The following is a 25,661-nucleotide window of genomic DNA, read 5'->3' as shown; positions in this document are numbered from 1 at the left end:
GTCGCGTCGTCATTCAACGCGCGTTCGATCTCGATCGGTCACGTATTCTTGCCGGTTCGCCGCATGTGGATCTGCGTGGCGCCGTCCTCGGTCATGCGCACGATCAGCCGGTCCGGCTGGCGCAGGTCGATGGCGTCGACCGCGCGCGCCAGCAGGCCGTGATCGCGCTCCAGCCGTGCGAGGCGCGTCCAGGCATCCGCCGGGTCGTCTTCCGGCAGGCGGACATCGACGCCGTTGTCGAGGCGCAGGTTCCACCGGCGTTCGCCCATCCACACGGCGGCGACGACCCGTGCCTGCAAGGCCGGTTCGCGTTCCAGCACGTCGAGCAGATGCGCCGTCTCCTCCGGCGCGCCTTCTCCGACGACGAGTTTCAGATGGCCGTGCCGGCTCACATCCTCGCCGCCGATAACGGTGCCCTGACGGTCGATCAGCGCGAATTCCCCGTCATGCTGCCAGATCGCGGCCGCGCGCCGTTCGATCAAGCGCACGACGATCGTGTCGGGCAGGTGGCGTTCCACCTCCGCCCGCGCGATCCAACCCAGCGCCAGGAGGCGCTCGCGAATCTCGTCCGGGTCGAGGCGCAGGATCGGATCGCCGATATCGCCGTCGACCGCCTCCAGGATCGCCGCGCGGTCGGTCTCCTTGCGTCCGACCACGAACACCTCGCGCAGCGCCAGGCCGCCGTCGCGGGTGGAAGCGAGGATTCCGGTGCCGATCGCGGTCTGCATGCGCGACAGCGCGCCCGATTGAACGAACCAGAAGCCGCCACCGGCAAGCGCGCCGATCACGCACAGGACGGCCCCGCCGCCGAGCGCCGCCTTGAGCCACCGTTCACCGCGCGGGTCCCGTCGCGCGGCGGGCTTGGCCGGTTGCGCGCCGCCCGGCAGGAAGCGACTCCAGAGGCTCGGTCGCGTCTTCTTGTCGGTCTTGCGGGTCATCGTTCCTGCGACTCCCCCACGCGCTTGATTTCCCATTCCAACTCGGTACCACTCGTCTCGCGCACGCGGCGCCGGACCTCCTCGCCCAGTGTTTCAAGGTCGGCCGCGCGCGCGCCGCCGGTATTGATCAGGAAGTTGCAATGCTGCTCCGAGACCTGGGCGGAGCCGACCGTGAGCCCCCGGCACCCGGCCGCGTCGATCGCCTGCCAGGCCTTTCCACCGGCCGGGTTCTTGAAGGTGGAGCCGCCGGTACGGGTGCGGATCGGCTGCGTTTCCGCGCGGGAGCGCTGTATTTCCTCGATCCGGCGGAAGATATCCGCGCGCTCGCCGTCCACGGCGCGGAAGCGCCCCTCGACGAAGATCCAGTCCGCGGGGGCGTCGGTGTGGCGATAGTGCATGCCCATCTCTTCGGGCCCGACGCGGTGCAGCGTTCCGGTCCGGTCGAGCGCCGTCGCCTCGATCAGGACATCCTTGGTCTCGGTGCCGTAGGCGCCGGCATTCATGCGCAGGGCACCGCCGATCGTCCCCGGAATGCCGGCGAAGAATTCCAGACCGGTCAATGCGTGATTGGCGGCCGTCTTCGCGACATTCGCATCGAGCGCGGCGGCACCCGCGACGATCTCCTTGCCGTCCGCCGCTTCCTTCATATCGATGCGCGCGAAATCCCCGCCGAGGCGCAGCACCACCCCGCGCACGCCACCGTCGCGCACTAGCAGGTTCGAGCCCACGCCGAGCGGCATCACCGGGATATCCGCCGGCAAATCCATCAGGAAGCGTTGAAGATCCTCCAGATCGGCCGGTTTGAACATCACCTCCGCCGGACCGCCGACACGGAACCAGGTGACGCGGCTGAGTTCCGGGCCTTCGGTCAATCGCCCGCGCACCGGCGGCAATCGATCGATCAGGCGGGGAGAGGGGGCGGGCTTACCGAATCCCATCATGCCTCGCCTCCCGGCGCGCCGCGCGCGGCCAGCATCTCCGGCATGGCGTTCGCCCACTGCGTGATAGATCCCGCGCCGAGGCAGACGACAAGGTCGCCGGGCTTCGCGGTCCGCGCCAGTTGATCCGCCAGATCCTCCGGCCCCTCGACGGTGGCGACCCCGCGATGGCCGCGCGCCTTCAGGCCGGCGGCCAGGGAATCGCGATCCGCCCCTTCGACCGGGTCCTCGCCGGCGGCATAGACCGGGGTCACGATCACCCGGTCGGCGTCGTTGAAACAGGTGCAGAAATCCTCGAACAGATTGTGCAGGCGGCTATAGCGGTGCGGTTGGACGACCGCGATCACCTCGCGCTCCGTCGCCTGACGGGCGGCGCGCAGAACGGCGGCGATCTCCACCGGATGGTGCCCGTAATCGTCGATCACGGTGACGCCGTGCCATTCGCCGGTGCGGGTGAAGCGCCGCTTCACCCCGCCGAAGGCGGCCAGCGCCTTGGCGATGGTCGCATCGTCGATCCCCATCTCCACCGCGACACCGATGGCGGCGAGCGCGTTCTGGACATTGTGGTCGCCATGCATCGGAAGCTTCAGCCCCTCGATCCGGCGCGGCGCGTGCCCCCGGATGGCGAGCGCCACGTCGAAGGTGAGTCCGGTCGGGTCGGCGCACAGATTCTCGCCCCGCACTTCGGCCTGGGGACTGAATCCGTAGGTAATGAGGCGACGGTCCTCGATTCGGCCGATCAGCGCCTGTACCTCCGGATGGTCGAGGCAGACCATGGCGAAGCCATAGAAGGGCAGGTTGTCGATGAAGGTCCGGAAGGCGGCGCGCAGGGTGTCGAAATCGCCATAGTGATCCATATGCTCCGGATCGATATTGGTGACGACCGCGACCGTCGCCGGCAGCTTGATGAAGGTGCCGTCGCTCTCGTCCGCTTCCGCCACCAGCCAATCACCCCGGCCGAGGCGCGCGTTGGTTCCGTAGGCGTTGATGATGCCGCCATTGATGACGGTCGGGTCGAGGTCGGCGCTGTCCAGCATTTGGGCGACCAGCGAGGTGGTCGTGGTCTTGCCGTGCGTGCCCGCGATCGAGATCGACCATTTCAGGCGCATCAGCTCGGCCAGCATCTCGGCCCGGCGGACGACGGGGATCATGTTCTCCCGCGCGGCCGCGACCTCCGGGTTGGTGCGCTTGACCGCGGTCGAGACGACGACGACCGCCGCGCCTTCGACATTGGCGGCGTCATGGCCGATCGCGACCGGGATGCCCAGGCCGCGCAGGCGCTTGACGTTGGCGTTCTCGCTCATGTCCGAGCCGGAGACGTCATAGCCGAGGTTCTTCATGACCTCCGCGATTCCGGACATGCCGATGCCGCCGATCCCGACGAAATGCATCCGGCCGATGGTAAGCGGCATGCGCATCATGAGCCGGTTCCTCCCTGGTTCTTTTCCGCGTCGTCGACCAGCCCGGCGACCATGTCGGCCAGATTGCGCGTCGCTTCCGGCATGCCGATGCGCGCGGCGGCGGCACCGGCGGCGGTCAATACCTCCGGCTTGGCCAGCAACTGCATCAACCGGTCCGCGAGGGCATCGGGTGTCAGATCCTTCTGGGGGATCATCCAGGCACCGCCGTCGTCGCACAGCCGCGCGGCATTCGCCGTCTGATGGTCGTCCACCGCGTAGGGGTAGGGGATCAGGATCGCCGGCCGGCCGACGCAGGTCAGCTCCGCCGTGGTCGAGGCGCCGGCGCGCGCGATCAACAAATGCGCCTCGCCCAGCCGCTTCGGCATGTCGTCGAAGAAGGCCCGGACATCCGCCGCGATGCCCGCGGTGCGATAGGCGTCGGTGACGAATTCCAATTGTTCCGCGCGCACCTGCTGGGAGATGCGCAGACGCTTGCGCATCTCCTCCGGCAGGCTGCCGATCGCGGCCGGGACGGTTTCCCCGAGGATCTGGGCGCCTTGGCTGCCGCCGGTGATCAACAGGCGGATCGCCTGCCCGGCCTCGATGGAGGGATAGGATTGCGCCGCGATCGCCGCGATCTCCGGGCGAACCGGGTTGCCGGTCCAGAGGCTGCGTTTCTGATCGGCCTCGCGCAGATCGGCGGTGCGCTCGAAACTGAGCGCGATGCGCCGCACGCGCGGGGCCAGCAGCCGGTTGGCGCGGCCCAATATGGCGTTCTGCTCGTGGATCGCGGTGCGGAGCTTCAGGTGGCTCGCGGCCATCATCGTCGGCACGGAGGGGTACCCGCCGAAACCGACCACCGCCGCCGGCGCCAGTTCGCGCAGTAGCCTGCGCGCCTGGAAATAGCCGAGGCCGAGCTGCACCGCCGCGCCGAGGCGCGCGCCGAATCCCTGACCCGAGACGCCGGCCGCGCGGATCGTATGCGTTTCCAGCGCGCCCAGCGGCCCGCCATAGATATCGCCGCGCCGGTCCGTGATCAGCATCAGCCGATAGCCGCGCGCGCCCAGTTCCTCCGCCAGCGCCTGGGCCGGGAAGACATGGCCGCCGGTACCGCCGGTGGCGAGCGCGATTGCCTTGTTTCCGCTCATCCCATTACTCCCGGCCGCTTGCGGGTTAACGCCAGCAGCATCCCCATGCCGACCGCCAGCGCGATCAGCGAGGAACCGCCATAGGAAATGAAAGGCAGGGTCATGCCCTTGGTCGGGATCAGGCTCAGCGTGGATGCCATGTTGATCAGCGCCTGCAATCCGAACTGCATCAGCAGGCCCGTCGCGGCCAACACGACGAACAGGTCGTTGTCGTGCAGCACGCGGGCGAAGCCGCGCAGCACCACGAAGGCGAAGATCGCGACGATGACGAGGCAGGCGATGAGCCCGAATTCCTCGCCCGCGACGGCGAAGATGAAATCGGCATGCCCGTCCGGCAACACGGTCTTCACCGTGCCCTGGCCGGGGCCACGCCCGAAGACGCCGCCGGCGGAGAAGGCCTCCATCGCGCGGTCGATCTGGTAGCTGTCCCCCAGGCCCGGGTCCAGGAACCGGTCGATGCGGCTTTGTACATGCGGGAAGGCGAAATAGGCCGCGACCATGCCGGCGGCACCCAGCCCCGCCATGGCGATCACGGCGGCCATCGGCAGGCCGGCCAGGAAGAATTGCGTGAACCAGATGGCGGAGAGAACGGCCGCCTGTCCGACATCCGGCTGCAACAGCAATAGCGTCAGTACCAGGGCATAGAGGCCGGTCGCGATGACGAAGCCGGGGATTTCCTCGCCCAGTCTCTGGGCCGAGAACATCCAGGCGCCGACGACGGCGAAGGCGGGCTTCACGAACTCGCTCGGCTGCACGGTAAAGCCGGCGATGGAGACCCAGCGCGTCGCGCCCTTGATTTCCGCGCCGAATAGCAGCGTGCCGGCCAACAGCAGCAGGCTGCCCCCCAGCATCGCGACCGCCACGCGGCGCACCAGCCGCAGATCCGCCAGCGAGACCGTCAGCATGATGGCGAGCGCGGGCAGCAGCAGTACACCCTGCTTGCGCGCGAAATAGAAGGGGTCGGCCCCGATGCGCTCCGCCACCGGCGGGCTCGCGGTGACGGTGAGGATCATGCCGACCGCCGCCAGCGCCACCAACGCGGCAAGCGTCCAGCGGTCGACGGTCCACCACCAGCGGCCGAGGACGGAGGTATCGTTGCGTGCGATCGCCATTACGCCCCCCCCTCTTGATCGGCGAGGCGGGCGACGATTGCCCGGAAGGCGTCGCCGCGCTGCTCGAAATCCTTGAACTGATCGAAGGAGGCACAGGCCGGCGACAATAGAATCGCCGCGCCCGTGCCCCCTTCCTCACCTGCCAGGGTGGAAGCCTGCGCGACCGCCGTCTCCAGATCGCCGGAGCGCGTGGTCGGAACGTGCGCGGAGAGCACCGCGTCGAGCGCGTCCGCCGCCTCGCCGATCAGGAAGGCATGCCGGACCGCGCCCAGATGCGCCGGCAGGGCATCGAAACCGCCCTCCTTCGCGCGTCCGCCCGCGATCCAGTAGATGCGGTCGTAGGAGGCCAGCGCCTTCGCCGCCGCCTCGACATTGGTGGCCTTGGAATCATTGATGCAGAGCGCGCCGGCCAGCCGGCCGACCCGTTCCTGCCGATGGGCGAGGCCGGGGAAACTCTTGAGCCCGGCGGCCGCCTGCGCCGCGTCGAGGCCCATCATCCGGCAGGCGGCATAGGCCGCGACCGCGTTCTGCCAGTTGTGACGCCCGGGCAGCGCCGGACAATCGGCAAGCGGGAGCACCGCGCGCGCCGCGCCGTCGATATCGTCGATCAGTGTCGCCTTCGCGCCGTCGATATGGACGCCGCCGGGACAGGGACGCTCGGCCGAAACCGGAATCAGTCGCCGGGTGCCGGCGGCGACCAGATCCGCGGCCAGACGGCGCGTATGCGCGTCGTCGACCGCGACGATCGCCACGCCGCCCGGCTTGTCGTTGCGGAACATCCGGCGCTTCGCGGCGATATAGCCATCCAGCCCGCCGTGCCGGTCGAGATGATCCGGCGTCACATTGAGGAAGACGCCGATATCGAAGGCCCCCCGGTCGATCAGATCGAGCTGGTAGGAGGACATCTCCAGGACATAGGCCCCCTCGCCGGACTCCAGCGGCGCGAGCGCCAGCGCGGCCGTGCCCAGATTGCCGCCGACCTCCGCCCGGTGCCCGGCCACCGTCAGCATATGGCCGATCAGTGCCGTCGTCGTGGATTTGCCGTTGGTGCCCGTGATGCCGATCGCGGGCGTTCCGGCTTTCTGGCGCAGCAGAAGTTCCACATCGCCCAGGACCGGCACGCCTTCCGCCTTGGCCTTGGCGATCGCGGGGTGGGGGGCGGGATGCGTCAGCGGGATGCCCGGCGCGGGGATCAGGGCGGCCACATCCTGGAAGCCGCCGGGGCGGGTCGGATCGGCCAGCGGGAAGCCCGCGCCCTCCGCCGCCGCGCGGCCGGCCTCGGAATCGTCCCAGCACAGCACTTCCGCCGCGCCCTCCCGGAGCGCGCGCGCCGCCGCCAGTCCCGAGCGTGCCATGCCCAGGATCTGCGTGCGTTGTCCGCGGAAGATGTCGACCGGAATCGTCATGGCGGTGGCTTTGCCTATTCCCTCAGCGCAGTTTCAAGGTGGCGAGACCGATCAGCGCCAGCACCGTGGCGATGATCCAGAATCGGATGACGATGGTGGGCTCGTGCCAGCCCTTCTTCTCGAAATGATGATGCAGCGGCGCCATGGCGAAGACGCGCTTGCCGGTCAGCTTGAAGGAGAAGACCTGGACGATGACCGAGATGGTCTCCAGCACAAACAGCCCGCCGATGATGGCCAGGACGATCTCGTGCTTGGTGACGACCGACATGGTGCCGAGCGCGCCGCCGAGCGACAGCGAGCCCGTATCCCCCATGAAGACCATGGCGGGCGGGGCGTTGTACCAGAGAAAGCCAAGGCCCGCCCCGAGGATCGCGCCGCAGAACACCGCGAGTTCACCCGCCCCGGCGACATAGTGGATTTGCAGGTAATTTGCATAGACCGTGTTGCCGACCAGATAGGCGATGAAGCCGAAGCAACCGGCCGCGATCATCACCGGCACGATGGCCAGCCCGTCGAGCCCGTCGGTCAGATTGACCGCGTTCGACGCCCCGACGATCACCAGAAGGGCGAAGGGGACGAAGAACCAGGACAGATTGATCAGCAGGTCCTTGAAGAACGGCACCGCCAAACCGCTGGCCAGCGGTTCCGGCGTGGTGGTGACGAACCACAGGGCGGCCGCGCCACCGATCAGGAACTGGAACAGCAGCTTCAGCTTGCCGGGCAGGCCCTTCGAATTGCGCTTGGTCAGCTTCAGGAAATCGTCGCCGAAGCCGATCGCTCCGAACCCGACCGTCACCAGAAGGACGACCCAGACATAATGCTGCGAAAGATCGGCCCAGAGCAGGATGGAGAGCGACAGTGCGAGCAGGATCAGCACGCCGCCCATGGTTGGCGTGCCGGCCTTCTTCAGATGCCCCTCGGGCGTGTCCTCGCGTACATTGCTGGCGCCGCGTTGCTTGGCGCGCAGCCAGCGGATCACCGGCGGCCCCAGCACGAAGGCCAGGAACAGCGCCGTCATGATCGCGCCGCCCGTCCGGAAGGTCAGATAGCGGAACAGGTTGAAGGCCTGGAATTCGTCCGCCAACGGCGAGAGGAGGAGATAAAGCATGGTGGTCGGATTTCCCCTCAGTTTCCGGTCGTCGCCGTTTGGTGCGCATCCGGTCCCGCCGCGAAGCGCGACGCCGCGCCCGTCACGTCGCCGCCGAGTACCCGGACGGTCGCGAGCGTGGCCAGCGCGGCGTCGATAAAGGCAAGCCCCGGCGCGCCCATGCAAAGGTCGAAGACGTCGCGTCCGATCCGCACGCTGGCGGACGAGCAACTGGTATAGAGTTGACAGTCGATCAGCCGCACATCGGCCCCCGCATGACGGCCGTAATCGACACACCGCAGGCGCGGCAAGGTGCGGAGCGTGTCCAGGCATTGCCCATGACGCGGGTCGTCGCGATCGAGGACAACGGCCTCCGGACTGCCCAGCCGCTCCATCGTCTCGAAGCAGATAGCGGGGTCGATTCCCCCGGCGTACAGCATGACGTCGGGGGCGAGGGCGCGAGCGGCCGCGCCAGCCCGCTTCACGACAGCGGGGTCGACGACAACGATCAATGCCGTCGCGGCCGCCGGCGGATCCATCAACCCGTCGCGCAATTGCCGGGGCGCGCCGTCGCGCCAATCGATCAGGCCGGTCCGCTCGATCCCGCCCAACGCCGTGCGCAGGGCCGATGCGGTGATCCCGCCGCGATCCCCGGTCAACGCGATGACCGGCGCGCCGAAGGCCGCGCGCAGGCGCGCGATCTCCTCGACCCATTTTGCATAGGCGCCGATCGGATGGCTGGTCTTGGTGGTGCCTTCCGGGGCGCCACGCAGCCGGTCGCTCATCGCGTGTCTCCTTCGTTCGGGGCGCCGTCGAGGCGGGCGAGGCTTTTTCGAACCGCCTCCACATCGTCGAAGGGGTGGACCGTGGTGCCGACCGTCTGACCCTGCTCGTGCCCCTTGCCGGCGACCAGCAGAACATCGCCCGCGGCGAGGCCCGCGATCGCGCGTTCGATCGCCTCGGCGCGCTCGCCGATCTCGATCGCATCGGGGCAGGACGGCAGGATTTCCGCGCGGATCGCGGCCGCGTCCTCGGTCCGGGGGTTGTCGTCGGTGACGATCGCGACATCGGCATGATCGGCCGCGACGGCGCCCATCATCGGACGCTTGCCCCGGTCCCGGTCGCCGCCGCAGCCGAAGACGACATGCAAGCGCCCGGCGACATGCGGGCGCAGGGTCTTCAGAACGGTTTCCAGCGCATCGGGGGTATGCGCGTAATCGACATAGACACGCGCGCTATTGGTCCGCCGGCCCGCCGGTTCCAGCCGTCCCCGCACGCCTTCGAGCCGGGCCAGCAAGGGCACCGCCACCCGCACGGCGGAGCCGGTCGCGAGCACGAGGCCGAGGGCGGCCAGCGCGTTCTCGATCTGGAAGCGGCCGGGCAGGGGAAAATCGACCCGGAAACGGTCCCCCATCACGTCGAGCGCGAGGTCGAAGCCGCCGCCGCGCGGTTCGATCGAAAGGCAACGGATGCGGCCGTGTTCCAGCCCGTAACTGTGAAGCTCCAAGCCGCGCTCGTGCGCGATGTTGCTGAGCGCCTCGAACTCCCGCGCGCGGGCATTGACGACCGCCGCGCCTCCGCGTGGAAGGAGTTCCTCGAAAAGCCGGAACTTGGCCGCGCGATAGGCTTCCATGCTGGCGTGATAGTCCAGGTGGTCGCGGCTGAGATTGGTGAAGGCCGCGGCCGCGAAGCCGACACCGTCCAGCCTGTATTGGTCGAGCCCGTGGGAGGAGGCCTCCATCGCCACATGGTCGATCCGCGCACGGGCGAGGTCGCGCATCTCGCGATGCAGATCGACCGGATCGGGCGTCGTCAGGCCCGCTCCGCCCGGATAGCCGGGCCCCTGAATGCCGAGCGTGCCGATGCTGGCCGCCGGATTGCCGAGCGCGGCCCAGAGTTGGCGCGTGAAGCTGGCGACCGACGTCTTGCCGTTGGTGCCCGTCACCCCGACGCAGAGCTTCGGCTGCGGGCTGTAGAAGCGCGCGGCCATCTTGGCCAGCCGGCGGCGCGGGTTGCTGTCGGTGACGATCGTCACCTCGGGGCCGAGGTCGAGCCCGTCGAGCGCGCCCGGCGGGGCCAGCACGGCGATCGCGCCGGCCGCGACGGCATCGCGGGCGAAGCGCGCGCCATCCACCTTGGTCCCCGGGATCGCGGCGAACAGATAGCCGGGACGCACCCGGCGGCTGTCCGCCGTCAGGCCGGTCAGGGGCAGGTGGGGCAGGGCGCCGTCGCCGTTCATCGCCTTCTCTCGGTCCTTTTCGCGCATGACCTCTATCGGGGCCGGTCGCCGGCCGTCGGTTCCTTACACGTCGTCAGTCGGTCTGGATGGCGGATGCCATCCGGGTTTCGAAACTTGCCAGGTGCTTTTGTTCCTGCATCGGCGGTTGGATGGCGAGCGCGAGGCGAACCGAGGGGTCCTGCGGATCGACCGGCGTGATGCCGGCGATCGGCGCGATCCGTTCGATCACGCGCCCGACCATCGGGGCGGCGACCCATCCGCCGGTGGCGTAGTTGAGGGTCTCCTTCGTGCCCTTGGGTTCGTCGAGCACGGCATAGACCACGTAGCGCGGGTCGGTCATCGGAAAGGCGGCGACGAAGCTGGAGATCAGCGCCTTGCGGGCATAGGTGCCGCTGGCACCGATCTTCTCGGCCGTGCCGGTCTTGCCGCCGACGACATAGCCCGGGACGTTCGCGTTGCCGCCGGAGCCTTCCGGGTCGATCGTGTTGAGGCGCATCAGCTTGCGCACGGCGGTGCTGACGTCGGGAGAGACCACCCGCGCGCCCACCGGCGCCGCGTCGCGCTTGAGCAACGTGGGCGAGACGCGCGTGCCGCCGTTCAGCATGCTCGCGACGCCGCTTGCCAGATGCAGGGGCGTCACCGACAGACCGTGGCCGAAGCTGATGGTCATCGTGTTGATGGGACGCCAAATGTCCGGATATTGCGGCGTTCCGGTCTCCCCAACCTCCAGATCGAGGCGGTCGAGGAAGCCCATGCGCTGCATGAAGGCCTTCTGTCCCGCCGGCCCCACCTCCAGAGCCATCTTGGCCGACCCGATATTGGAGGAGTGGATGAAGATTTCCGGCACGGAGAGCCAACGGTTCTCCGCGTGGAAATCGTTGATCGTGTAATTGGCGACGCGCAGCGGCTTGCTGGCGTCGTAGCCGCCGGCCATCGAGACCGTGCCGGCGTCGAGCGCCATGGCGGTATTGAAGATCTTGAAGGTGGAGCCGAGTTCGTAGACGCCCAGCGTCGCGCGGTTGAAGCGCGTCTCCTGCGGGTCCGCGGTCGGATGGTTGGGGTCGAAGTCGGGCAGCGAGACCAGGGCGGCGACTTCGCCCGTCTTGACGTCGAGCACCACGCCCGCGCCCCCGATCGCGGAAAACTGGTCGATCGCGCCTTGAAGTTCCTCGTGCAGGACATGCTGCATGCGCACGTCGATCGAGAGGCGCAGCGGCTCGTCGCGCGCGCGCAGACGCTCGTCGAAGCTCTTCTCCAGGCCGGAGATGCCCTTGTTGTCGACATCGGTATAGCCGAGCACGTGGCTCAACAGCCGGCCTTGCGGATAGACGCGGGATTCGCGCTTGTGAAACTCCACACCCGGGATGCCGAGGCGGTTGACCCGCTCCTGTTGGCGTGGCGTCAGATTGCGGTGAATCCACACGAAGCCCGTTTCCTTGGAGAGGCGGCTGGCCAACCTCTCCGGGTCGAGTTCCGGCAGGACCGTGGCGATCTTCTGTGCCGCTTCGACAGGGTCGAGCAGCTTGTGCGGATTGGCGCTGAGCGACACGGTGCCTAGGCTGGTCGCCAGCAGGACGCCGTTGCGATCAACGATCGCCGCGCGCTCGGTCTCGACTTCCTGCGCGCGCACGGCCGTCAGTTGGCGCGGCTCGTGCGGATCGGCGATCGCGGCGACATCGACCAGCCGGCCGCTGACCGCGACGAAGGCGAGCGCCATCACCGCGCCCGTGATCAGAAGGCGCGTGCGTCCGGTCTCGATCGCCTGACGGAAGACGCCGTCGGCGCGCGTCGGGCCGCTGCTCGGTGGTGCCTCGCGCCGCATCTCCTCGGTTTCCCCGCGTTCGGAACCGGCCCGCCGTGCGGCGTGCCGGCGGGCGGTTCGACCGTCGTCGGCGAAATGACCATCCAGCCGCGGCTCCCGCCTATGGCCGGGCGCGGCGTCGCGCGAAGTCCTGAATGAACCGAACATCTCTCATGTCCCCCCTTCTGAGGTTGTGAGACGGTTGTCGGATGTGATGCTGGCCGGGAGCGCTTCTGCTCCTGGGGCCGGCTCGTTCGATCCGAGGGCCGGGCCGAGGGCCGGACGGCCGTCGTCGGTCGACCGGCGCTTGGGCAGATCCTCGAGACGCAGGACCTGGGTCGGATTCACCCGCCCCAGCATCGGCAGGAACGTCTCGCTCAACTGCTCGATCCGTTCAGGCCGGTTGAGATAGGACCATTCGGCTTCCAGCACGTGGACGGCCTCCTGTTCCTCGACGATCTGCTTGTTGAGGCGCGCGAGTTCGCTCTCCAGCGCCTCGACCTCGAAGGTGATGTGGAAAAGCGTGTAGCCGGTCGCGCCCAGCAGCATCACCCAAGTGAAAATGATGAAGGTCCTCATCGCGTACCCCCCGCCCATACCGGCGCGTCGGTGCGGACCGCATGGCGGAGCCGGGCCGAGCGCGCACGTGGATTGCGGCGGCATTCGGCCTCGCCGGGTTTCTCCACGCCACCGCTCTCAAGTCGGAAGGAAGGCGCGCGGGTCGCGTCCGGATGCTGCGGCATGTGGCGGCTTCCGCCGCCGCCGCGCCCGCTGCGCGCCTTGAGGAAGGTCTTGACCCGGCGATCCTCCAGGCTGTGGAAGGAAACGACGACGAGCCGTCCGCCCGGCGCCAGCAATCGTTCGGCCGCCAGCAACGCGCGGTCGAGTTCGCCGAGCTCGTCATTCACCTCCAACCGCAGGGCCTGGAAGGTCCGGGTCGCGGGGTCGATGCCGTCCTTCGATTTCGGCACGACGCCACGCACGATGGCGGCGAGGCGCGCCGTCGTCTCGATCGGTGCGTCCGCGCGTTCCGCGACGATGGCTCTGGCGATGCGTCGGGCGAAGCGTTCCTCGCCATATTCCCTGATGATCCGGGTGAGGTCGGTTTCCTCCCAGCCGTTGACGACGTCGGCGGCGGTCGGCCCCTCCATCGACATGCGCATGTCGAGCGGCCCGTCGAACCGGAAGGAGAAGCCGCGATCCGCGTCGTCGATCTGGGGCGAGGAGACGCCGAGATCGAGCACCACGCCGTCGAGCCGGGTCACCCCGACTTCCGCCAGCAAGGCTTCCATCTCCGCGAAGCGCCCGGCCAGCAGGGTGAGGCGCCCCGCGCTGGCCGCCACCAAGTCGCGGCCACGGGCGATGGCCGCCGGGTCCCGGTCGATGGCGAGGAGGCGGCAATCGGCGGCGCCGAGGATCGCGCGAGCATAGCCGCCCGCCCCGAAGGTGCCGTCCAGATGCACTTCCCCATCGGCGGGCGCGAGGCGGGCGATCACCTCCTCCAGCATGACGGGGAGGTGGACGGCGCCGGCCGCTTCGGTCCGGGCGGTGGAGGGCATGGGTCCGCGCATCGGATCAGCCCTCCCTGTTTCCGGATGGGGCGCCGGGTTTGGGTCGCAGGGGCAGGGTGCGGCCCTTCACGCGCTGTCGCGCGCGGCTCGAATGTTCCGCGAAACGCTCGGGCGACCAAATCTGGAAGCGCGATCCGCGGCCGACGAAGGTGGCGGTGCCGTCGATTCCGGCCAAATGGGCGAAGTCCGAGGGCAGGACCAGGCGCCCGGTTTCGTCCAGCTGGGCCTTTCGGGCATTGGCCACGATGCTGGCGCCGAGATCGTCTTCCTCGTCGGAATAGAGGGGGGCGTCCTCGATGGAATCGACGATGCGCTGCATGAAGGTCTTGTCGCAGGCCTCCAGGGCATCGTCGCGGGGCGAGGGATAGACATAGACGACGCGCCGCCCGTCATCGGGCAGTTCGGCACGGAAGTCGGCCGGAAGGGACACGCGTCCCTTCTTGTCGACCTTGTTCTCGAAGGTGCCGGTGAACAGCGCCATCGCCCTTAGGGGTCCGATCCCGTTGCCGCGCCGGTCGCGCGGCGTTTCGCCCGCATGCATCCCGGCCCGTCGGCCGGCGCATGGCCCAAGAATTTTCGCCTGTCGAGGCGCGTTCCGCCGCGGTTCCGCTCCGTCGCTGCCCCTCGACGGAACGGACGTTCGTCCGCGATCTTTTTCATGGGCATTCATGGGATATCATGGGAATAAGCTATCAGTCAACGCGAAAGCAGGTAATGGGAAGACGAAACCCCAGTCTTTCCGCGGGTGCGCGAAGTAGTGAAGCGGTGTGCAGGGCCTTCCGGTCCTGGTCCGGCCATGCTTTCCCAAAAAAATCCCGAGCATGTTGGGGGGCTGAGTATTTTAATTGATCTTGATATGTTCTCTTTAATTTAACAGGAACAAGAAAAGAACAATTTTCCCGCCGGGAGATGGAGCGGTATCGGCATGTCTGCGCGCGTGACCATGTCTTCGTGCGTGACAAGGAAGCGCCGGCTTCATACCGTGGCGGTCATGGGAACACGCGATAGAAAGCCGCTGAATCTCGCGTTGCAGGGCGGCGGCTCGCATGGCGCCTTCACCTGGGGGGTGCTGGATCGTCTGCTCGAGGAAGATTGCTTCGATTACGAAGGGATCGTCGGCACCAGCGCCGGGGCGATGAATGCGGTCGCGCTCGCCTATGGACTGCGCACCGGCGGCGCGGAGGGCGGGCGCGCCTGCCTTGCCGACTATTGGCGGCGCAACATGCGGATGGGCGCGCACGCGCCCTGGCCCTCGCCGATGGATCGGATGTTCGGTGACGGCAACCTGACCTATTCCCCGATGTTCCAGATGCTGGACGCCCTGTCGCGCGTGGCGTCGCCCTATCAGTTGAACCCGACCGGCTTCAATCCGTTGGAGAAGCTGGTGGAGAACATGATCGATTTCGACATATTGCGTGATACGTCCGCCGGCCCCCGCCTCTATCTCTGCGCCACCAATGTAATGAACGGGCGCGCCAAGGTCTTCGAGGGCGCGGACCTGTCGGCGAAGGCGGTCGCGGCCTCCGCCTGCCTGCCCTTCATGTTCCAGGCGGTCGAAATCGACGGCAATTATTATTGGGACGGCGGCTATATGGGGAACCCGCCGCTTTTCCCCATCCTCTATAATTGCGAATGCCGCGATCTGTTGGTTGTTCAGGTGACGCCGATCAATCTGCCGGAACTGCCCACCGACGCTTCCGCGATCTTCGACCGGATCACGGGGCTCAGCTTCAATTCCTCGCTGATGCGGGAAATGCGCGTGGTCAAGTTCGTCTCGGACATGATCCAGCGGGGGAACGACGACGGCGGCCGCTTGCGTGAAGCCTTCGTCCACACGATCGACGCGGAGGAGCGTATGGGTACCCTCGGCGCGTCCAGCCAGGCTAATCTCGACAAGGATTACATCGATGGGCTGTTCGCGATGGGGCGGGAGAAGGGGGCGCGTTTCATCGAGGCGCATTTCGACGCGATCGGCCGGGAGTCCACGACCGATATCGAGGAAAAATTCATGTAGGCCGATTCCGGCGGCATGCCCGCCGGTAGGGGGCGGCGCGCCATGGCCGGGTAGGAAATCGGGTCAGACGGTCTGTAAGCCGGGTTCTGTCCACGCCCGATGAAGGGCGCTGGATGGCCATTCGTCTGGGACGTCCGTCGCCGGACGCCTCGCGCGACCTACCCGGACGGGGCGCGGGAACGCGCCTTGGGCATCTCCGGTCCGCCGTGGCGGTCCGGCCCTGCCGTCCCTATTCGGTCTTGCTCCCGGTGGGGTTTGCCATGCCGTCCCCGTCGCCGGGGCCGCGGTGCGCTCTTACCGCACCCTTTCACCCTTGCCGCGCCCCGGGTTGGCGCCCCCGGACCTGATCCGCGCGGTGCGCGTCGGTTTCCGTGGAGCCCCGGGGCGGGCGGTCTGCTCTCTGTGGCACTTTCCCGGAGGTCGCCCCCGCCGGACGTTATCCGGCACCGTGTTCCCGTGGAGCCCGGACTTTCCTCGGCACCTCGGGTTTCCCCGCATATGGCGCCGCGGCCATCCGACCGTCTGACCCGACCGGCTATGTAGGCCGGCGGCGGGTCGAACGCAATCGCGCACATGCCGGTATTCTGGGTTATGATCGCGCGGCCAAGCGATTTCGGAGAGTTTCATGAGGATAACGCCGTTTCAGGGCACGGATACCCCACGGGTCACGACGGGGCTCGGCGGACTCGGCGTGCGCGAACCGCGTGGCGGCCGCGCGGCGTTGAACGTGGGCATCGTGCTGTTGCCGCGTTTCACGTTGAATGCCTTCGCGTCCTTCGTCGACGCGCTCAGGCTCGCCGCCGACGAGCGCGACCGATCCCGCCCGATTCAGTGTGCCTGGACCGTGATGAGCGAGACGGGCCAGAGCGTTCCCGCCAGTTGCGGCGTGGAGGTAAGCGTGCAGTCCGCCTTCCGTGACCCGGCGGCGTTCGACTATATCCTGGCGGTCGGTGGCCTGTTGGAGCACGACATGACCGCCGACGCGGCCGTGGCCGCCTATCTGAAGCGCGCGGATGCCGCCGGCGTGCCGCTGATCGGACTTTGCACCGCCGTGTTCACGATGATCCGCGCGGGATTGATGCAAGGGCGGCGTTGCTGCGTCAGTTGGCTGCATTATCACGAGTTGCTGGAAGCCAGCGACAGCGTGACCCCGGATGCCAGTCAGCTTTATGTCATCGACGGCAATCGGATCACCTGCGCGGGCGGCGTCGGCTCCGCCCGGTTGGCGGCGCGCCTGATCGAGAAGCATGTCGGCCGCGATTGGGCGCATAAGGCGCTCAGTATCATGATGGTCGACGGGGTGCGGGCCGACGGCGCGCCGCAGCCGCAGCCTCCGGCGGGCCTGCGCACGAAGAATCCCAGGGTGGCGCGCGCCATCTCGATCCTTGAGCAGAATCTCTCCGACCCGCCGTCGATCGATGATCTGGCGCGTACCGTCCATATTTCCCGCCGGCAACTCGAACGCGGGTTCCGGGAGGAACTCGATATGAGTTTCGGCGATTTTTCCCGTCGGCTGCGGCTCGATCACGGGCTGTGGCTGGTGCTGACGACGGACCGGCCGATCCTGGATATCACGGTGGAATGCGGCTTCAACGGCCAATCCCATTTCGCGACACTGTTCCGGCGGGCCTTCGATATGTCGCCCAGCCAGGCGCGGCGTCTCACGCGCCGCGACCGGGACCGCCTGATGCGCCGCGCCATGCGTTTCCAGGTGCGCGACCGCATGGCGGAGGCGGAGCCCGAACCCCGTCGATAGCGCGGGTGCCTCTCGACCCTTGCGTTAGGAAGCCGGAAGAGGGCGCCGGTCGAATCCATCGGCTCGGCGGGCGCCGATGCGGCGCGCGCGCTCCGGCGGGTGGGCGATCGTCAGGCTGTCTCGATCGGCCGGCGCCGCGACACGCAGTTCCAGCAGAACCCGCGTATCCGGTTGCTCGAAATCGAGACGCAGGGTCCGCTCCGCCATGCGTCCGGCGGGCAGGGCGGCGACGACGCGTCCCGTCCGTGCCTCCACCAGCGCCAATTTGGGCAGGCGCGCCGGCTTCTCCAGCCGGAGTGTGAGCTGTGCGGGCCGCAGGCCGGCCCAGCCGGCGGTGATCTCGTAGCCGAGGGTCGGCGCCGGGGTATGGGGAGGTGCCGGGGCATGGGCCCGCGCCGGATTCGCCCTTCGCCGCGCCGGATCGGCCAGCGAAACGGGCATCGGCGGAATGTCCAGACCGTTCGCCGGGCCGCTGGCGGGCGCGGAATCCCCGGCCGCCGGGGTGGTCGTCGGGGCCGCCGCCGGGTCGGCCGCCGGGGACGCGGCGCCGGTCGGCGTGCCCGGCCTGGACGTTTCCTGCCGCGAGACGGCGGGCTGGTGGCGGCGCAGCTCCGCCGCGCGGATCGCCGCGCGCGGCGTGACCAGCAGTCGCTCCGGCGGGGCGAGCGGGATGCGCAAGGCTTGCTCGCGCACCTCGTCCAGAAGGGAGAGCGCGGGGCGTCCCGCGATCTCCTCCCCAATGAACAGGCGCCGGTCGGCAAGCGCCGGGTCGCTTTCCCACAGGCGGGCCAAGTGGCTCCAATCCGGCCGTCCCCCTTCCAGCGCGCGGCGATAGGCCGACGCCCAGCCGTCCAAGGCGTCGAGCGCCGTCCCGATCTCCGCCATTCTCGCGCGATAGCGTCTCAGGGCCGGACGGTCGGCGAGCGCCGGGCTCTCCCGCCAGAGGTCGAGCGCCATGCGCGCGTCGCCCCGGGCCAGCGCGCGCTCGAAGGCGAGCGCGAGGGGCCAGAAGGGATCGGACGGCGTTGCCGGCTCCGGGAAGGCGTCGCTGCCCGTCGCCGCCAAACGCGCGCACCAGGGGCAGGCTCCCCGTTCGGGCAAATAATGGTGATGCGGCCGGTCGGGACAGCTTTCCAGCGCGGCGAGCGCGAGGCACAACGCCTCTTGCCATTCCCCGCCAGTGGGCCGCGCGGCCGGGTCGTCCACCCCGCGCGCGAAGGCCCGCCGGAAGAGGGCGGCCAGATTCGGCGCCAGTACCTCCAACGGCACGGCACCCTTGGCCGGGATCAGGCGGCTGCCGTGCCGGTGGGGCCAGTCGCCGGACTTGATCAGGCTATCCCGTGTCGGCGGGTCGCCGCCGCCGATCCATTCGCCCGTCCAGGGATGCCGGCCGAGCAGGAGTTGGAAGATCAGCACGGCGAGCGCGAAACGGTCGCTGGCCGGTGTGCGCGGCGCGCGCTTCAGGTTCTTGCCGATCAGTTCCGGGGCGGTGAAGCCCTCCGTGCCGACGGGGCAGGGGAAGGGGGGTGCCCCCGCCGCGCGCGGATCGGGGATCTGCCAGGAATCGCAATCGATCAGCGTCACCAGCGCCCGGTCGTCGACCAGCACGTTGTCCGGCTGTAGGTCGCCGATAACGAATCCCTGGGCGTGGGCATGATCGACCGCGAAGGAGAGATTGGCGGCCAGCGCATGCAGATAATGCCAGTTGATTTCCGCCGCCTTGCGCCGCCGCAGCTTGGTCGAGCCCAGCGCCGTCAGGCCGCGCGCCCCGGGCACGGCTGGGATAAGGAGGCCGACCGCCTGGCCGTGCGCGTCGCGCAGCACGTCCGTCGGCCAGGCGAAGGCCCGGTGGAATCCGCCAAGCGATGGGTCCGCCGGCGGCCGCGCGATGAGGGCGGCGAGCTTCGCCGCCCGCTCCCTGTCCGGACCGGCGGGCCGGCCGGTCCCGTGATAGATCTTGGCGAGGATATCGGGCGTACCGGCGACGGCGCGTATCTCGGCCTCGCCGCTGTCCGCGATGCGTTCGGCCAGTGTCACCGGCGCGCCGTCGCTGTAGCGGGTAAGGCCCATCGCGTTCACGCCCGCCCGAGCGGGTGCCACCCGCCCAGCATCAGGGTGACGTCGTCCTCCACCCGCGCGCGCAGCCCTTCTGAGCGCAGGAAGCCCCGGATCGCGCGATGGGCGTCGGCGGCGTCCTCGGTGCTGGCGATGAAGCTGTCGAGCGGTTGGAAGAACGCAGCGTGTGGCCGGTCGTCCGCCGCCGCGATCGAGACGTGGGTGAGGCCGTCGGTCGCCGCGCACAGAAAGCGGATCGGCTCCGCGATATGGGTGATGGCCAGCGTCTCCTCGGCATCCGCGCCGGTCACGAAAACGGTTTCGTTCGCGTATTCGCCCCGTTGCGGATGACCGACCAGCGCATAATCACCCTCCGGGCCCCGGCTGACGATCCAGCCGTCACCGATTTGGAACACGGCGACGCCGAGCGGGCCGGCCGCGAAGACCGTGAGCGTGGTGGCGAGGGCATCGATAGGCCGGCCCTGGTGTCGCGCGGTTTCCGAGATCGCCGCGCGCGCGGCTTCCAACAGCCCGTCGAACAGCGCGTCCGCCCCACCGGGGCCGCCCGCCGGATCGCCGCGCAGTCCCGGGTTCGCACCGAGTCGCGGACCGAGCAGCGCGATCGCCGCGCCCACCGCCGCCTGCGCGCCCAGATGGCCGAGCGCGGCGCTGCCCGCCCCGTCCGCGATGGCGCCCAGCAGCACATCCTCCGCCGGATGGACGACGCGCCCGAAATCCTGGCACGGCACGCCGGCCGCGCGATGATGGCGTCCCTGGGCGAAGTCGAGAGCGGCGACCCAGCTCATGCCCCCGCCCTCACACGCCGACCCGCGCCCAGCCATTGACCGGCGGAAGCGCGACATGACGCGCGTCGACACGGCTCAAGGAGACGCGCCGCACGCTGGCGGAAAGCCACTGGAAGAGATCGCGGAACTTGAGTCCCTGCAACATCAACGGCGGGCGGTTGGGCGAGGCGATCTCGCCCAGGATTTCCATGTCCGCGCCCTCCACGCCCACCGTGAAGAAGGAAAGGCGCCCCATCAGGTCCGCCTCCTGCGCGCGCATCGCCGCTTCCTGCCAGAGCAGGCCGTCGGTCGGCGCGCCGTCGGTGATCAGGAACAGCCAGGGGCGGTAATAATGCACGCCGGCGCGGCGATAGACGCGCTTGCGCGCTTCCAGCGTGCGCAGGCCGAGGTCCAGCGCGCCGCCCATCGGCGTGTTGCCATATGCCTCCAGCCGGGGCGTGGAGAGATCGTCGATGGTGACGAAGTCACGTACCAGTCGAACCTCGCCGCCGAAGGCGATGACCGACAATTCGACCCGCAGGCTCGCCGTGTCGTCCATCAGGATTTGGTTTCGGAAGGAGGCGACACCGGCGTTCAGTTCGTCGATCGGCGCCCCGCGCATGGAGGCCGAGGTGTCCAGCAGCAGGACCACCGGACAACGATTCTCCGGATTGTCGACGAACTCCGGCAGCAGGCCGCCGTCGCCGAACGCCAGGGTCATCAGCTTCGCCGCCTCGTCGGCATGTTTCGACCGGGCCGAATACGGTCGAGTCCTTGTCTCACCCCAAGGACTCCCCCAGTCGCCTTTCAAATACCACACCGAATCGATGCAGTATCCATGCCATCCTACGCGTGCGAATCGGTATTCGCAAGGAATCGGTATTTGAGAAGTATTTCGGTCGCGGGATCGGGGCGTCCGCTATTTCCCGTCGTCGCCCAACCGGGCGCGGGCCGAGGTCCCGAACCGCTCCAACCCATCGTCGATGTGGAGCCAGGACAGGCGCTCGCCGGCATGCGAATGAAGGCGCGGGGCGAGATCGTTCGCCTGATCCAGAAGGCCGATGGCGATATAGATCTTCCCCGGAAGGTAGTCGTAGCGCCCGGCCAGCGGCGAGCCGCAATGCGGGCAGGAGCTGCGCGACACGCCCGGATTGACGGTGACGCGCCGTCCCTCGTCCGGTGTGAAGGTCACGCCGTCCTCGTCGAAGGCGGCGAAGGCAGCGACCGGCGCGCCCGTCACCCGTCGGCAATCGGCGCAATGACAGTAGGCCACGGTCTCCGGCGCGCGTGCGGCGCGGATCGTGGTGGTGCCGCAATAGCACCGCCCCGTCACGGCCGGCGCCGCCCCTTCCGCGTCCGAGGTCATGGCCGTCGCGCCTTCATCAGAGTTGGTCGAGCTTCATCTCGATGCGGCGGTTGCGTTGATAGGCCGCCGGTGTGTCGCGCGGGTCGAGTGGCTGGTTGTCGCCGAAGCCGGTCGCTGCCAGACGGTCGGAGGGCACGCCCCGTTCGATCAGATATTTCACGACCTCGATCGCCCGTGCGGTCGATAGCTCCCAGTTGGAGGGGAAGCGCGCCGTCGCGATCGGCACCTTGTCCGTATGGCCGTCGACGCGGAGAATCCAATCGATGCTGTCCGGGATCTCGGTCGAAATCTCCGTCAGCGTCCGGGCGAACTGGGCGAGCTGGAACTTGCCCGCCGTGCCGAGCTCCGCCGAGCCCTGGTCGAACAGCACCTCCGACTGGAAGACGAAACGGTCGCCGACGATCTGGATATCCTGGCGATTGCCCAGGATTTCACGCAGCCGCCCGAAGAATTCGGAACGATAGCGGGCCAGTTCCTGCACCTTCGAGGCAAGCGCGACATTGAGCCGCTTGCCCAGATCGGCGATTTGCGCCTGGGCCGCCTCGTCGCGTGCCTCGGATGCCTCCAGCACCTCGTTCAGGCTGGCGATCTGGGCGTTGAGTTCCTTGAGCCGCTTGTTGAGAAGGGCGACTTCCGCCTGGCTCTCCACCAGTTTCTCGCGCTCCTCATCGAGGGTCAGGTCCTTCTGCGCCAGGTCGTTCTTGAGTTCCTCCTCAAGCGCGCGCAGCGATTCGACCCGGTTTTCCAGCGCGGCGATTTCCTGCAATTGCAGGCCGATCTTCTCCTGGCTCGCCTCGATCACCTTGTAGGCGTCCTCGAGCTCCTTCGCGACCTTGTCCACTGCACCCTGGGCGCCGGCCACGTCGGCGCGAAGCGAGGTGTTCTCGCTGCGCAGATCGGAGAGTTCCGCCTGCAGCGCGTCGCGCTTGGCGAGCGAGGCGCGCAGATCGGCGGATAGCCGCTCGATATTGGTGCGCAGGTCCTCGTTCGCCTCGCGCTCCAGCGCGAGCGTGGAGGACAATTCGTCGATCCGGGAGTTCAGCCGGTCCAACGCCCGGTCGCGGCCGATCAGTTCCTCGTTCAGGTAGAGTTGCGAGACGACGAAGATCATCAACAGGAAGATGATCACCATCAGGAGCGTCGCCAGCGCGTCGACGAACCCCGGCCAGATATCCTGATTGTTGCGTTGTCTGCGCGCGAGCGCCATGGCCTAAGCCCCGATCCTGGAAATGGAACCCGTCAGTAGTCGTCCGTCCGCAGACTGGAGCCAGCCTCCGGCTTGCGGCCTTGCGCGATCGCGGCAAGCGTCCGGGCCAGGAGCCGGATTTCGCCGCGCACTTCCTGGACGAGTTCGTTCCGCCCGCGCGGCATCTCCTCCAGGAGACGCGCGAGGTGGGTGTCCACATTGCGGATATGCTGGCGGGTCTGGCCGTCGTCCGCGCTTCCGGAATGCTCGGTCGCCTTGGCCAAACGCTCCAGCACGGTCTTAAGCTCCATCTGCCCCTCGGCGAGGCGCAGCATCAGGTCGTGCTCGGTCTTCATGGCATCGGTCAGGGCCGTTAATTGGTCGTTGAGCTGGCGCATATCGCCTTGGCCGCTGGCCCGGTTCTCCTCCGCCCGCGCCATGGTGCGTTGCAGGTTCTCCAGGCTGTCGGCCGTTTGCTCCAGCAGGGCTTGGATGTAGGCCGGGACCGATTGCTCGCCGTCGCCATCTCCAGAGATCGCGCCGGAGGAAAGGCGCGTCAGGCTGGAAAGCCATTCCTCCAACTCGTTATAGAAGCGGTTCTGTGCCTGCCCCGCCTGAAGCGTCAGGAAGCCCAAGATAAGGGAGCCCGCCAAACCGAAGAGGGAGGAACTGAAAGCCGTGCCCATGCCGGCCAGCGGCGTTTGCAAGCCCTGCTTCAATTCGCCGAAGGCGCCGGCTGCTTCCTCCCCCGTCAGATCAAGGCCGGCGATCACGCCGCCGACGCTCTTCACCGTCTCCAGCAGACCCCAGAAGGTGCCGAGCAGGCCGAGGAAGACCAGCAACCCCACCATGTACCGGCCGATCTCCCGGCTCTCGTCCAGGCGCGTGGCGATGCCGTCGAGGATCGTCTTCATCGCGCCGGCGGAGATATGCATCTGCCCTGTCCGGCTGGACCGGCTGGAGAGCAATGTCGCCGCCGAGGCCATCAGGCGCGGCGCGTCCTTCGACGATGGAACGCCGCCATTGGGGCCGAGCTTGAATCGCTCGATCCAATTCACCTCCAGGTTCAGCATCGCGACCGTGCGGAAGGCATGGATGATGCCGATCAGCAGGACCCCGAGGATTACCCCATTGATGAAGACGTTGGCGAAGAAGGCCTGTTCGAGTTGCGGGAAGATCAGGAAGACCCCGATGGCCACGAGCAACACGAAGATGGCCATGCGGATCAGGAAAGCATTGGGTCGGCTCACGGATCTACCTCTCCCGCCCGCGCGGCCGGAAAAGCCTATGCGGGCCCAGATACGACAAGTCGTCGGGCGGCGTCTCGCGCTAGCCTCGCGTCAGCGCTGGATCAGGACGTCCACCCGGTTGGCGGCCCCACCGTCCTCCGGCAGGTTCGATCCCAGCGCCTGGACATCCATGCGCCGGCTATTGACGTCGCGCTTCATCAGATAGGTGCGAACCGCGAGCGCGCGGAACAGGGAAACCCGGCGCGACTGATTCGCGGTATCCCCGTCGGCCAGCGCATAGCCGCGCAATCGCAGCCGCAGATCGCTGTCGGCCTTCATTTGATCGGCGATCGCGTTGAGCGCCGCTTCCGCGCCGGCGGGCAGGTCCTGCGCGCCAGGCTCGAACAACACCGCCAATCCTTCCGGCCGCTCGACGACGACGGACGGGTCGACCGCCGCGACCTGGGTCTGGCTGTCGCTCTGCGAAGGGGCCGCGACCGGCTCCTCCATCTCCGGGACCGCCGCGTTCGCCGTGGAAGAATCCTCGGAGCTGTCCGGGGAACTGTCCGGCGCGGCTTCTTCGGAGTTGGGCGACGCCCCCTCGTCGGTGTCGCTGCCCGGAGGTGGTTCTATGCCCGGGGCGGGCGGCGGGGCGCTCGCCATCGTGCTTTCGCCGTTCGTCCCGCCGTCTGTGCCGTCGTCGTCTTCTCCACTGGCCGGCGCGGGCGACGGCGCGGAGTCGGTCTCGGAGGCGGTATCGGACGAGGGCTGCGGCATGTCGGCCGGCGGCTCGGTGCTTTCGGCCGTGCTCGCGGGCTCGGCTTCATTCTCCGACTCGGGCTCCGGCTCCGGCTCCGGCTCGGCCGCTGGCGGTGGTTCCGGCGCGGGCGCAGGGGAGGGCGTCGTTTCGGAGGAGGCCGCGGCCTCAGGCTCAGGCTCCGAGATTGGCTCCGGCGCGGCTGTACTGGCGGGTTCCGGCGCGGCGGGCTCGTCCGCGATCTCGGGCTTCGGTGGGGGGGCCGAGGGACGTTCCGGTTCGCTCTCGGGCGTGGGCTCATCGGCGACGCTTGGCGCGGTCGTCTGCGACGGCGACACGTTCAGTGTCGATTGCGGAGCGCCCGACGGGGGCTGTTCAAGTCCGGAGGTCGCCGATTCGGCCGACGCGGTTTCGGCCGGCTCCGCCTCGGATCGTGATGGGGCGGGGCTCGAACTCGCGGGCTGGGGAACGGCGGGCTTCGGCCGCGCCGGCTGCGGCCGTGCCTGTTCCGGCGTGGTGGGTTGCGCGGCGATCCGCGGTGTCGCCGGTTTCGGCAGGGCGCGCGGCGGTTGCTCCGACGCGGATTGGTTCGTCTCGGGTTGCGTGGACCGCGGGACGGCGGCGCGCGGGCTGTCGGTGTCCGAGGGCTGCCTCGGTTCGGCCGGACGCAGCATGCCGGGGAGGTTCGGCGGTTCCCCCAATTTGTCCAGCACGGAGAAATCGACGATCACCGTCTGATCGCTTTCCGCGCGGCCTTGATAATAGGCCTTCTGGGCCAGCGCCGGATAGGACAGGACGAGGAGGCTGGCGGCGCCGAACAACGCCGCCGAGAACGACACCGCGCGCCAGCCGCCCCAGCCCCCTTTGAATGGC

At 68.4% G+C, this 25,661-nt stretch carries 22 protein-coding genes and 1 other RNA gene; 2 read left to right on the top strand and 21 right to left on the bottom strand.

All coding sequences use genetic code 11. From position 1 onward, the window contains the following. Positions 1–38: 38 nt before the first annotated feature. From KAJ83_RS12015 to KAJ83_RS11955, 13 genes are read right to left on the bottom strand one after another with little or no spacing between them, the layout of a single operon-like run. Entirely contained in the window at positions 39–938 is a 900-nt protein-coding gene (locus tag KAJ83_RS12015) for a cell division protein FtsQ/DivIB (protein ID WP_210682316.1), read from the bottom strand. Beyond that, positions 935–1,876 (bottom strand): UDP-N-acetylmuramate dehydrogenase, encoded by a 942-nt coding sequence (murB, locus tag KAJ83_RS12010; protein WP_210682499.1) that lies wholly within the window; start codon positions 1,874–1,876, stop codon positions 935–937. The genes KAJ83_RS12015 and murB overlap by 4 nt, the downstream gene beginning before the upstream one ends. Continuing rightward, a complete protein-coding gene (murC, locus tag KAJ83_RS12005) occupies positions 1,876–3,297 on the bottom strand; it encodes a UDP-N-acetylmuramate--L-alanine ligase (protein WP_210682315.1) in 1,422 nt (473 codons plus the stop codon). Before murC ends, murB begins: the two co-directional genes overlap by 1 nt. Beyond that, positions 3,294–4,424 (bottom strand): undecaprenyldiphospho-muramoylpentapeptide beta-N-acetylglucosaminyltransferase, encoded by a 1,131-nt coding sequence (murG, locus tag KAJ83_RS12000; RefSeq protein WP_210682314.1) that lies wholly within the window; start codon positions 4,422–4,424, stop codon positions 3,294–3,296. Before murG ends, murC begins: the two co-directional genes overlap by 4 nt. Beyond that, positions 4,421–5,536, bottom strand: coding sequence for an FtsW/RodA/SpoVE family cell cycle protein (locus tag KAJ83_RS11995; RefSeq protein WP_210682313.1), 1,116 nt, complete (start codon positions 5,534–5,536; stop codon positions 4,421–4,423). Before KAJ83_RS11995 ends, murG begins: the two co-directional genes overlap by 4 nt. After that, positions 5,536–6,942 (bottom strand): UDP-N-acetylmuramoyl-L-alanine--D-glutamate ligase, encoded by a 1,407-nt coding sequence (gene murD, locus KAJ83_RS11990; protein WP_210682312.1) that lies wholly within the window; start codon positions 6,940–6,942, stop codon positions 5,536–5,538. Before murD ends, KAJ83_RS11995 begins: the two co-directional genes overlap by 1 nt. A 22-nt stretch (positions 6,943–6,964) precedes the next feature. After that, entirely contained in the window at positions 6,965–8,050 is a 1,086-nt protein-coding gene (mraY, locus tag KAJ83_RS11985; RefSeq protein ID WP_210682311.1) for a phospho-N-acetylmuramoyl-pentapeptide-transferase, read from the bottom strand. 17 nt (positions 8,051–8,067) lie between these two features. Then, complete coding sequence (locus tag KAJ83_RS11980) at positions 8,068–8,814, bottom strand: UDP-N-acetylmuramoyl-tripeptide--D-alanyl-D-alanine ligase (RefSeq protein ID WP_210682310.1); 747 nt, start codon at positions 8,812–8,814, stop codon at positions 8,068–8,070. Next, positions 8,811–10,295, bottom strand: a complete 1,485-nt coding sequence (locus KAJ83_RS11975) for a UDP-N-acetylmuramoyl-L-alanyl-D-glutamate--2,6-diaminopimelate ligase (RefSeq protein ID WP_246484472.1) — start codon at positions 10,293–10,295, stop codon at positions 8,811–8,813. The genes KAJ83_RS11980 and KAJ83_RS11975 overlap by 4 nt, the downstream gene beginning before the upstream one ends. A 46-nt stretch (positions 10,296–10,341) precedes the next feature. Further along, positions 10,342–12,237 (bottom strand): peptidoglycan D,D-transpeptidase FtsI family protein, encoded by a 1,896-nt coding sequence (locus KAJ83_RS11970; protein ID WP_246484471.1) that lies wholly within the window; start codon positions 12,235–12,237, stop codon positions 10,342–10,344. Between the two features lie 3 nt (positions 12,238–12,240). After that, positions 12,241–12,648 carry a cell division protein FtsL gene (ftsL, locus tag KAJ83_RS11965; RefSeq protein ID WP_210682309.1) on the bottom strand — a complete coding sequence of 136 codons (408 nt, stop codon included), beginning with the start codon at positions 12,646–12,648 and terminating at the stop codon, positions 12,241–12,243. Further along, positions 12,645–13,640 carry a 16S rRNA (cytosine(1402)-N(4))-methyltransferase RsmH gene (rsmH, locus tag KAJ83_RS11960; RefSeq protein ID WP_246484470.1) on the bottom strand — a complete coding sequence of 332 codons (996 nt, stop codon included), beginning with the start codon at positions 13,638–13,640 and terminating at the stop codon, positions 12,645–12,647. Before rsmH ends, ftsL begins: the two co-directional genes overlap by 4 nt. A gap of 4 nt (positions 13,641–13,644) precedes the next feature. Beyond that, positions 13,645–14,121, bottom strand: coding sequence for a division/cell wall cluster transcriptional repressor MraZ (locus tag KAJ83_RS11955; RefSeq protein WP_210682308.1), 477 nt, complete (start codon positions 14,119–14,121; stop codon positions 13,645–13,647). A 510-nt stretch (positions 14,122–14,631) separates the two neighbouring features. Here KAJ83_RS11955 and KAJ83_RS11950 point away from each other — a divergent pair. Next, a complete protein-coding gene (locus tag KAJ83_RS11950) occupies positions 14,632–15,654 on the top strand; it encodes a patatin-like phospholipase family protein (RefSeq protein WP_210682307.1) in 1,023 nt (340 codons plus the stop codon). Between the two features lie 59 nt (positions 15,655–15,713). Here the strand turns inward: KAJ83_RS11950 and rnpB are convergent. Beyond that, an RNA gene (gene rnpB, locus KAJ83_RS11945) (RNase P RNA component class A) lies at positions 15,714–16,180 on the bottom strand. A 99-nt stretch (positions 16,181–16,279) separates the two neighbouring features. On the opposite strand from rnpB, the gene KAJ83_RS11940 reads away from it, so the two are divergent. Next, a complete protein-coding gene (locus KAJ83_RS11940; RefSeq protein ID WP_210682306.1) occupies positions 16,280–17,410 on the top strand; it encodes a GlxA family transcriptional regulator in 1,131 nt (376 codons plus the stop codon). A 24-nt stretch (positions 17,411–17,434) separates the two neighbouring features. Here the strand turns inward: KAJ83_RS11940 and KAJ83_RS11935 are convergent, their stop codons facing one another. The 7 genes from KAJ83_RS11935 to KAJ83_RS19660 all read right to left on the bottom strand — a co-directional run bounded on the left by KAJ83_RS11935 (position 17,435) and on the right by KAJ83_RS19660 (position 25,627). Continuing rightward, positions 17,435–19,510 (bottom strand): helix-hairpin-helix domain-containing protein, encoded by a 2,076-nt coding sequence (locus KAJ83_RS11935; protein ID WP_210682305.1) that lies wholly within the window; start codon positions 19,508–19,510, stop codon positions 17,435–17,437. Continuing rightward, entirely contained in the window at positions 19,486–20,271 is a 786-nt protein-coding gene (locus KAJ83_RS11930; RefSeq protein WP_210682304.1) for a PP2C family serine/threonine-protein phosphatase, read from the bottom strand. Before KAJ83_RS11930 ends, KAJ83_RS11935 begins: the two co-directional genes overlap by 25 nt. Positions 20,272–20,281: 10 nt before the next feature. Further along, a complete protein-coding gene (locus KAJ83_RS11925) occupies positions 20,282–20,971 on the bottom strand; it encodes a vWA domain-containing protein (RefSeq protein ID WP_210682303.1) in 690 nt (229 codons plus the stop codon). A 198-nt stretch (positions 20,972–21,169) separates the two neighbouring features. Beyond that, positions 21,170–21,616, bottom strand: a complete 447-nt coding sequence (locus KAJ83_RS11920) for a GFA family protein (RefSeq protein WP_210682302.1) — start codon at positions 21,614–21,616, stop codon at positions 21,170–21,172. Between the two features lie 16 nt (positions 21,617–21,632). Further along, entirely contained in the window at positions 21,633–22,823 is a 1,191-nt protein-coding gene (locus KAJ83_RS11915) for a peptidoglycan -binding protein (protein ID WP_210682301.1), read from the bottom strand. 32 nt (positions 22,824–22,855) lie between these two features. Next, entirely contained in the window at positions 22,856–24,052 is a 1,197-nt protein-coding gene (locus KAJ83_RS11910) for a flagellar motor protein MotA (RefSeq protein WP_210682300.1), read from the bottom strand. A 90-nt stretch (positions 24,053–24,142) separates the two neighbouring features. Further along, on the bottom strand, positions 24,143–25,627 hold the full coding sequence (locus KAJ83_RS19660; RefSeq protein ID WP_210682299.1) for an OmpA family protein: 1,485 nt from the start codon (positions 25,625–25,627) through the stop codon (positions 24,143–24,145). Positions 25,628–25,661: the final 34 nt, after the last annotated feature.

It is taken from the genome of Marivibrio halodurans, assembly GCF_017963645.1.
GTDB lineage: Bacteria > Pseudomonadota > Alphaproteobacteria > UBA8366 > Aestuariispiraceae > Marivibrio > Marivibrio halodurans.
Note: the sequence above shows the minus strand (reverse complement) of the source record. Positions and strands in the feature narration are given on the sequence as shown.

Coding starts and splice junctions, on each gene's coding strand:
- ftsL (WP_210682309.1), bottom strand. CDS start 12,648: ATGAGGACCTTCATCATTTTCACTTGGGTGATGCTGCTGGGCGCGACC.
- KAJ83_RS11920 (WP_210682302.1), bottom strand. CDS start 21,616: ATGACCTCGGACGCGGAAGGGGCGGCGCCGGCCGTGACGGGGCGGTGC.
- KAJ83_RS11915 (WP_210682301.1), bottom strand. CDS start 22,823: ATGGCGCTCGCGCGCAGACAACGCAACAATCAGGATATCTGGCCGGGG.
- murG (WP_210682314.1), bottom strand. CDS start 4,424: ATGAGCGGAAACAAGGCAATCGCGCTCGCCACCGGCGGTACCGGCGGC.
- KAJ83_RS11950 (WP_210682307.1), top strand. CDS start 14,632: ATGGGAACACGCGATAGAAAGCCGCTGAATCTCGCGTTGCAGGGCGGC.
- KAJ83_RS11940 (WP_210682306.1), top strand. CDS start 16,280: ATGAGGATAACGCCGTTTCAGGGCACGGATACCCCACGGGTCACGACG.
- KAJ83_RS11925 (WP_210682303.1), bottom strand. CDS start 20,971: ATGACCCTGGCGTTCGGCGACGGCGGCCTGCTGCCGGAGTTCGTCGAC.
- KAJ83_RS12015 (WP_210682316.1), bottom strand. CDS start 938: ATGACCCGCAAGACCGACAAGAAGACGCGACCGAGCCTCTGGAGTCGC.
- rsmH (WP_246484470.1), bottom strand. CDS start 13,640: ATGCGCGGACCCATGCCCTCCACCGCCCGGACCGAAGCGGCCGGCGCC.
- KAJ83_RS11980 (WP_210682310.1), bottom strand. CDS start 8,814: ATGAGCGACCGGCTGCGTGGCGCCCCGGAAGGCACCACCAAGACCAGC.
- murC (WP_210682315.1), bottom strand. CDS start 3,297: ATGATGCGCATGCCGCTTACCATCGGCCGGATGCATTTCGTCGGGATC.
- KAJ83_RS11970 (WP_246484471.1), bottom strand. CDS start 12,237: ATGTTCGGTTCATTCAGGACTTCGCGCGACGCCGCGCCCGGCCATAGG.
- KAJ83_RS11955 (WP_210682308.1), bottom strand. CDS start 14,121: ATGGCGCTGTTCACCGGCACCTTCGAGAACAAGGTCGACAAGAAGGGA.
- KAJ83_RS11975 (WP_246484472.1), bottom strand. CDS start 10,295: ATGCGCGAAAAGGACCGAGAGAAGGCGATGAACGGCGACGGCGCCCTG.
- mraY (WP_210682311.1), bottom strand. CDS start 8,050: ATGCTTTATCTCCTCCTCTCGCCGTTGGCGGACGAATTCCAGGCCTTC.
- KAJ83_RS11995 (WP_210682313.1), bottom strand. CDS start 5,536: ATGGCGATCGCACGCAACGATACCTCCGTCCTCGGCCGCTGGTGGTGG.
- murD (WP_210682312.1), bottom strand. CDS start 6,942: ATGACGATTCCGGTCGACATCTTCCGCGGACAACGCACGCAGATCCTG.
- murB (WP_210682499.1), bottom strand. CDS start 1,876: ATGGGATTCGGTAAGCCCGCCCCCTCTCCCCGCCTGATCGATCGATTG.
- KAJ83_RS11930 (WP_210682304.1), bottom strand. CDS start 20,271: ATGAGCTGGGTCGCCGCTCTCGACTTCGCCCAGGGACGCCATCATCGC.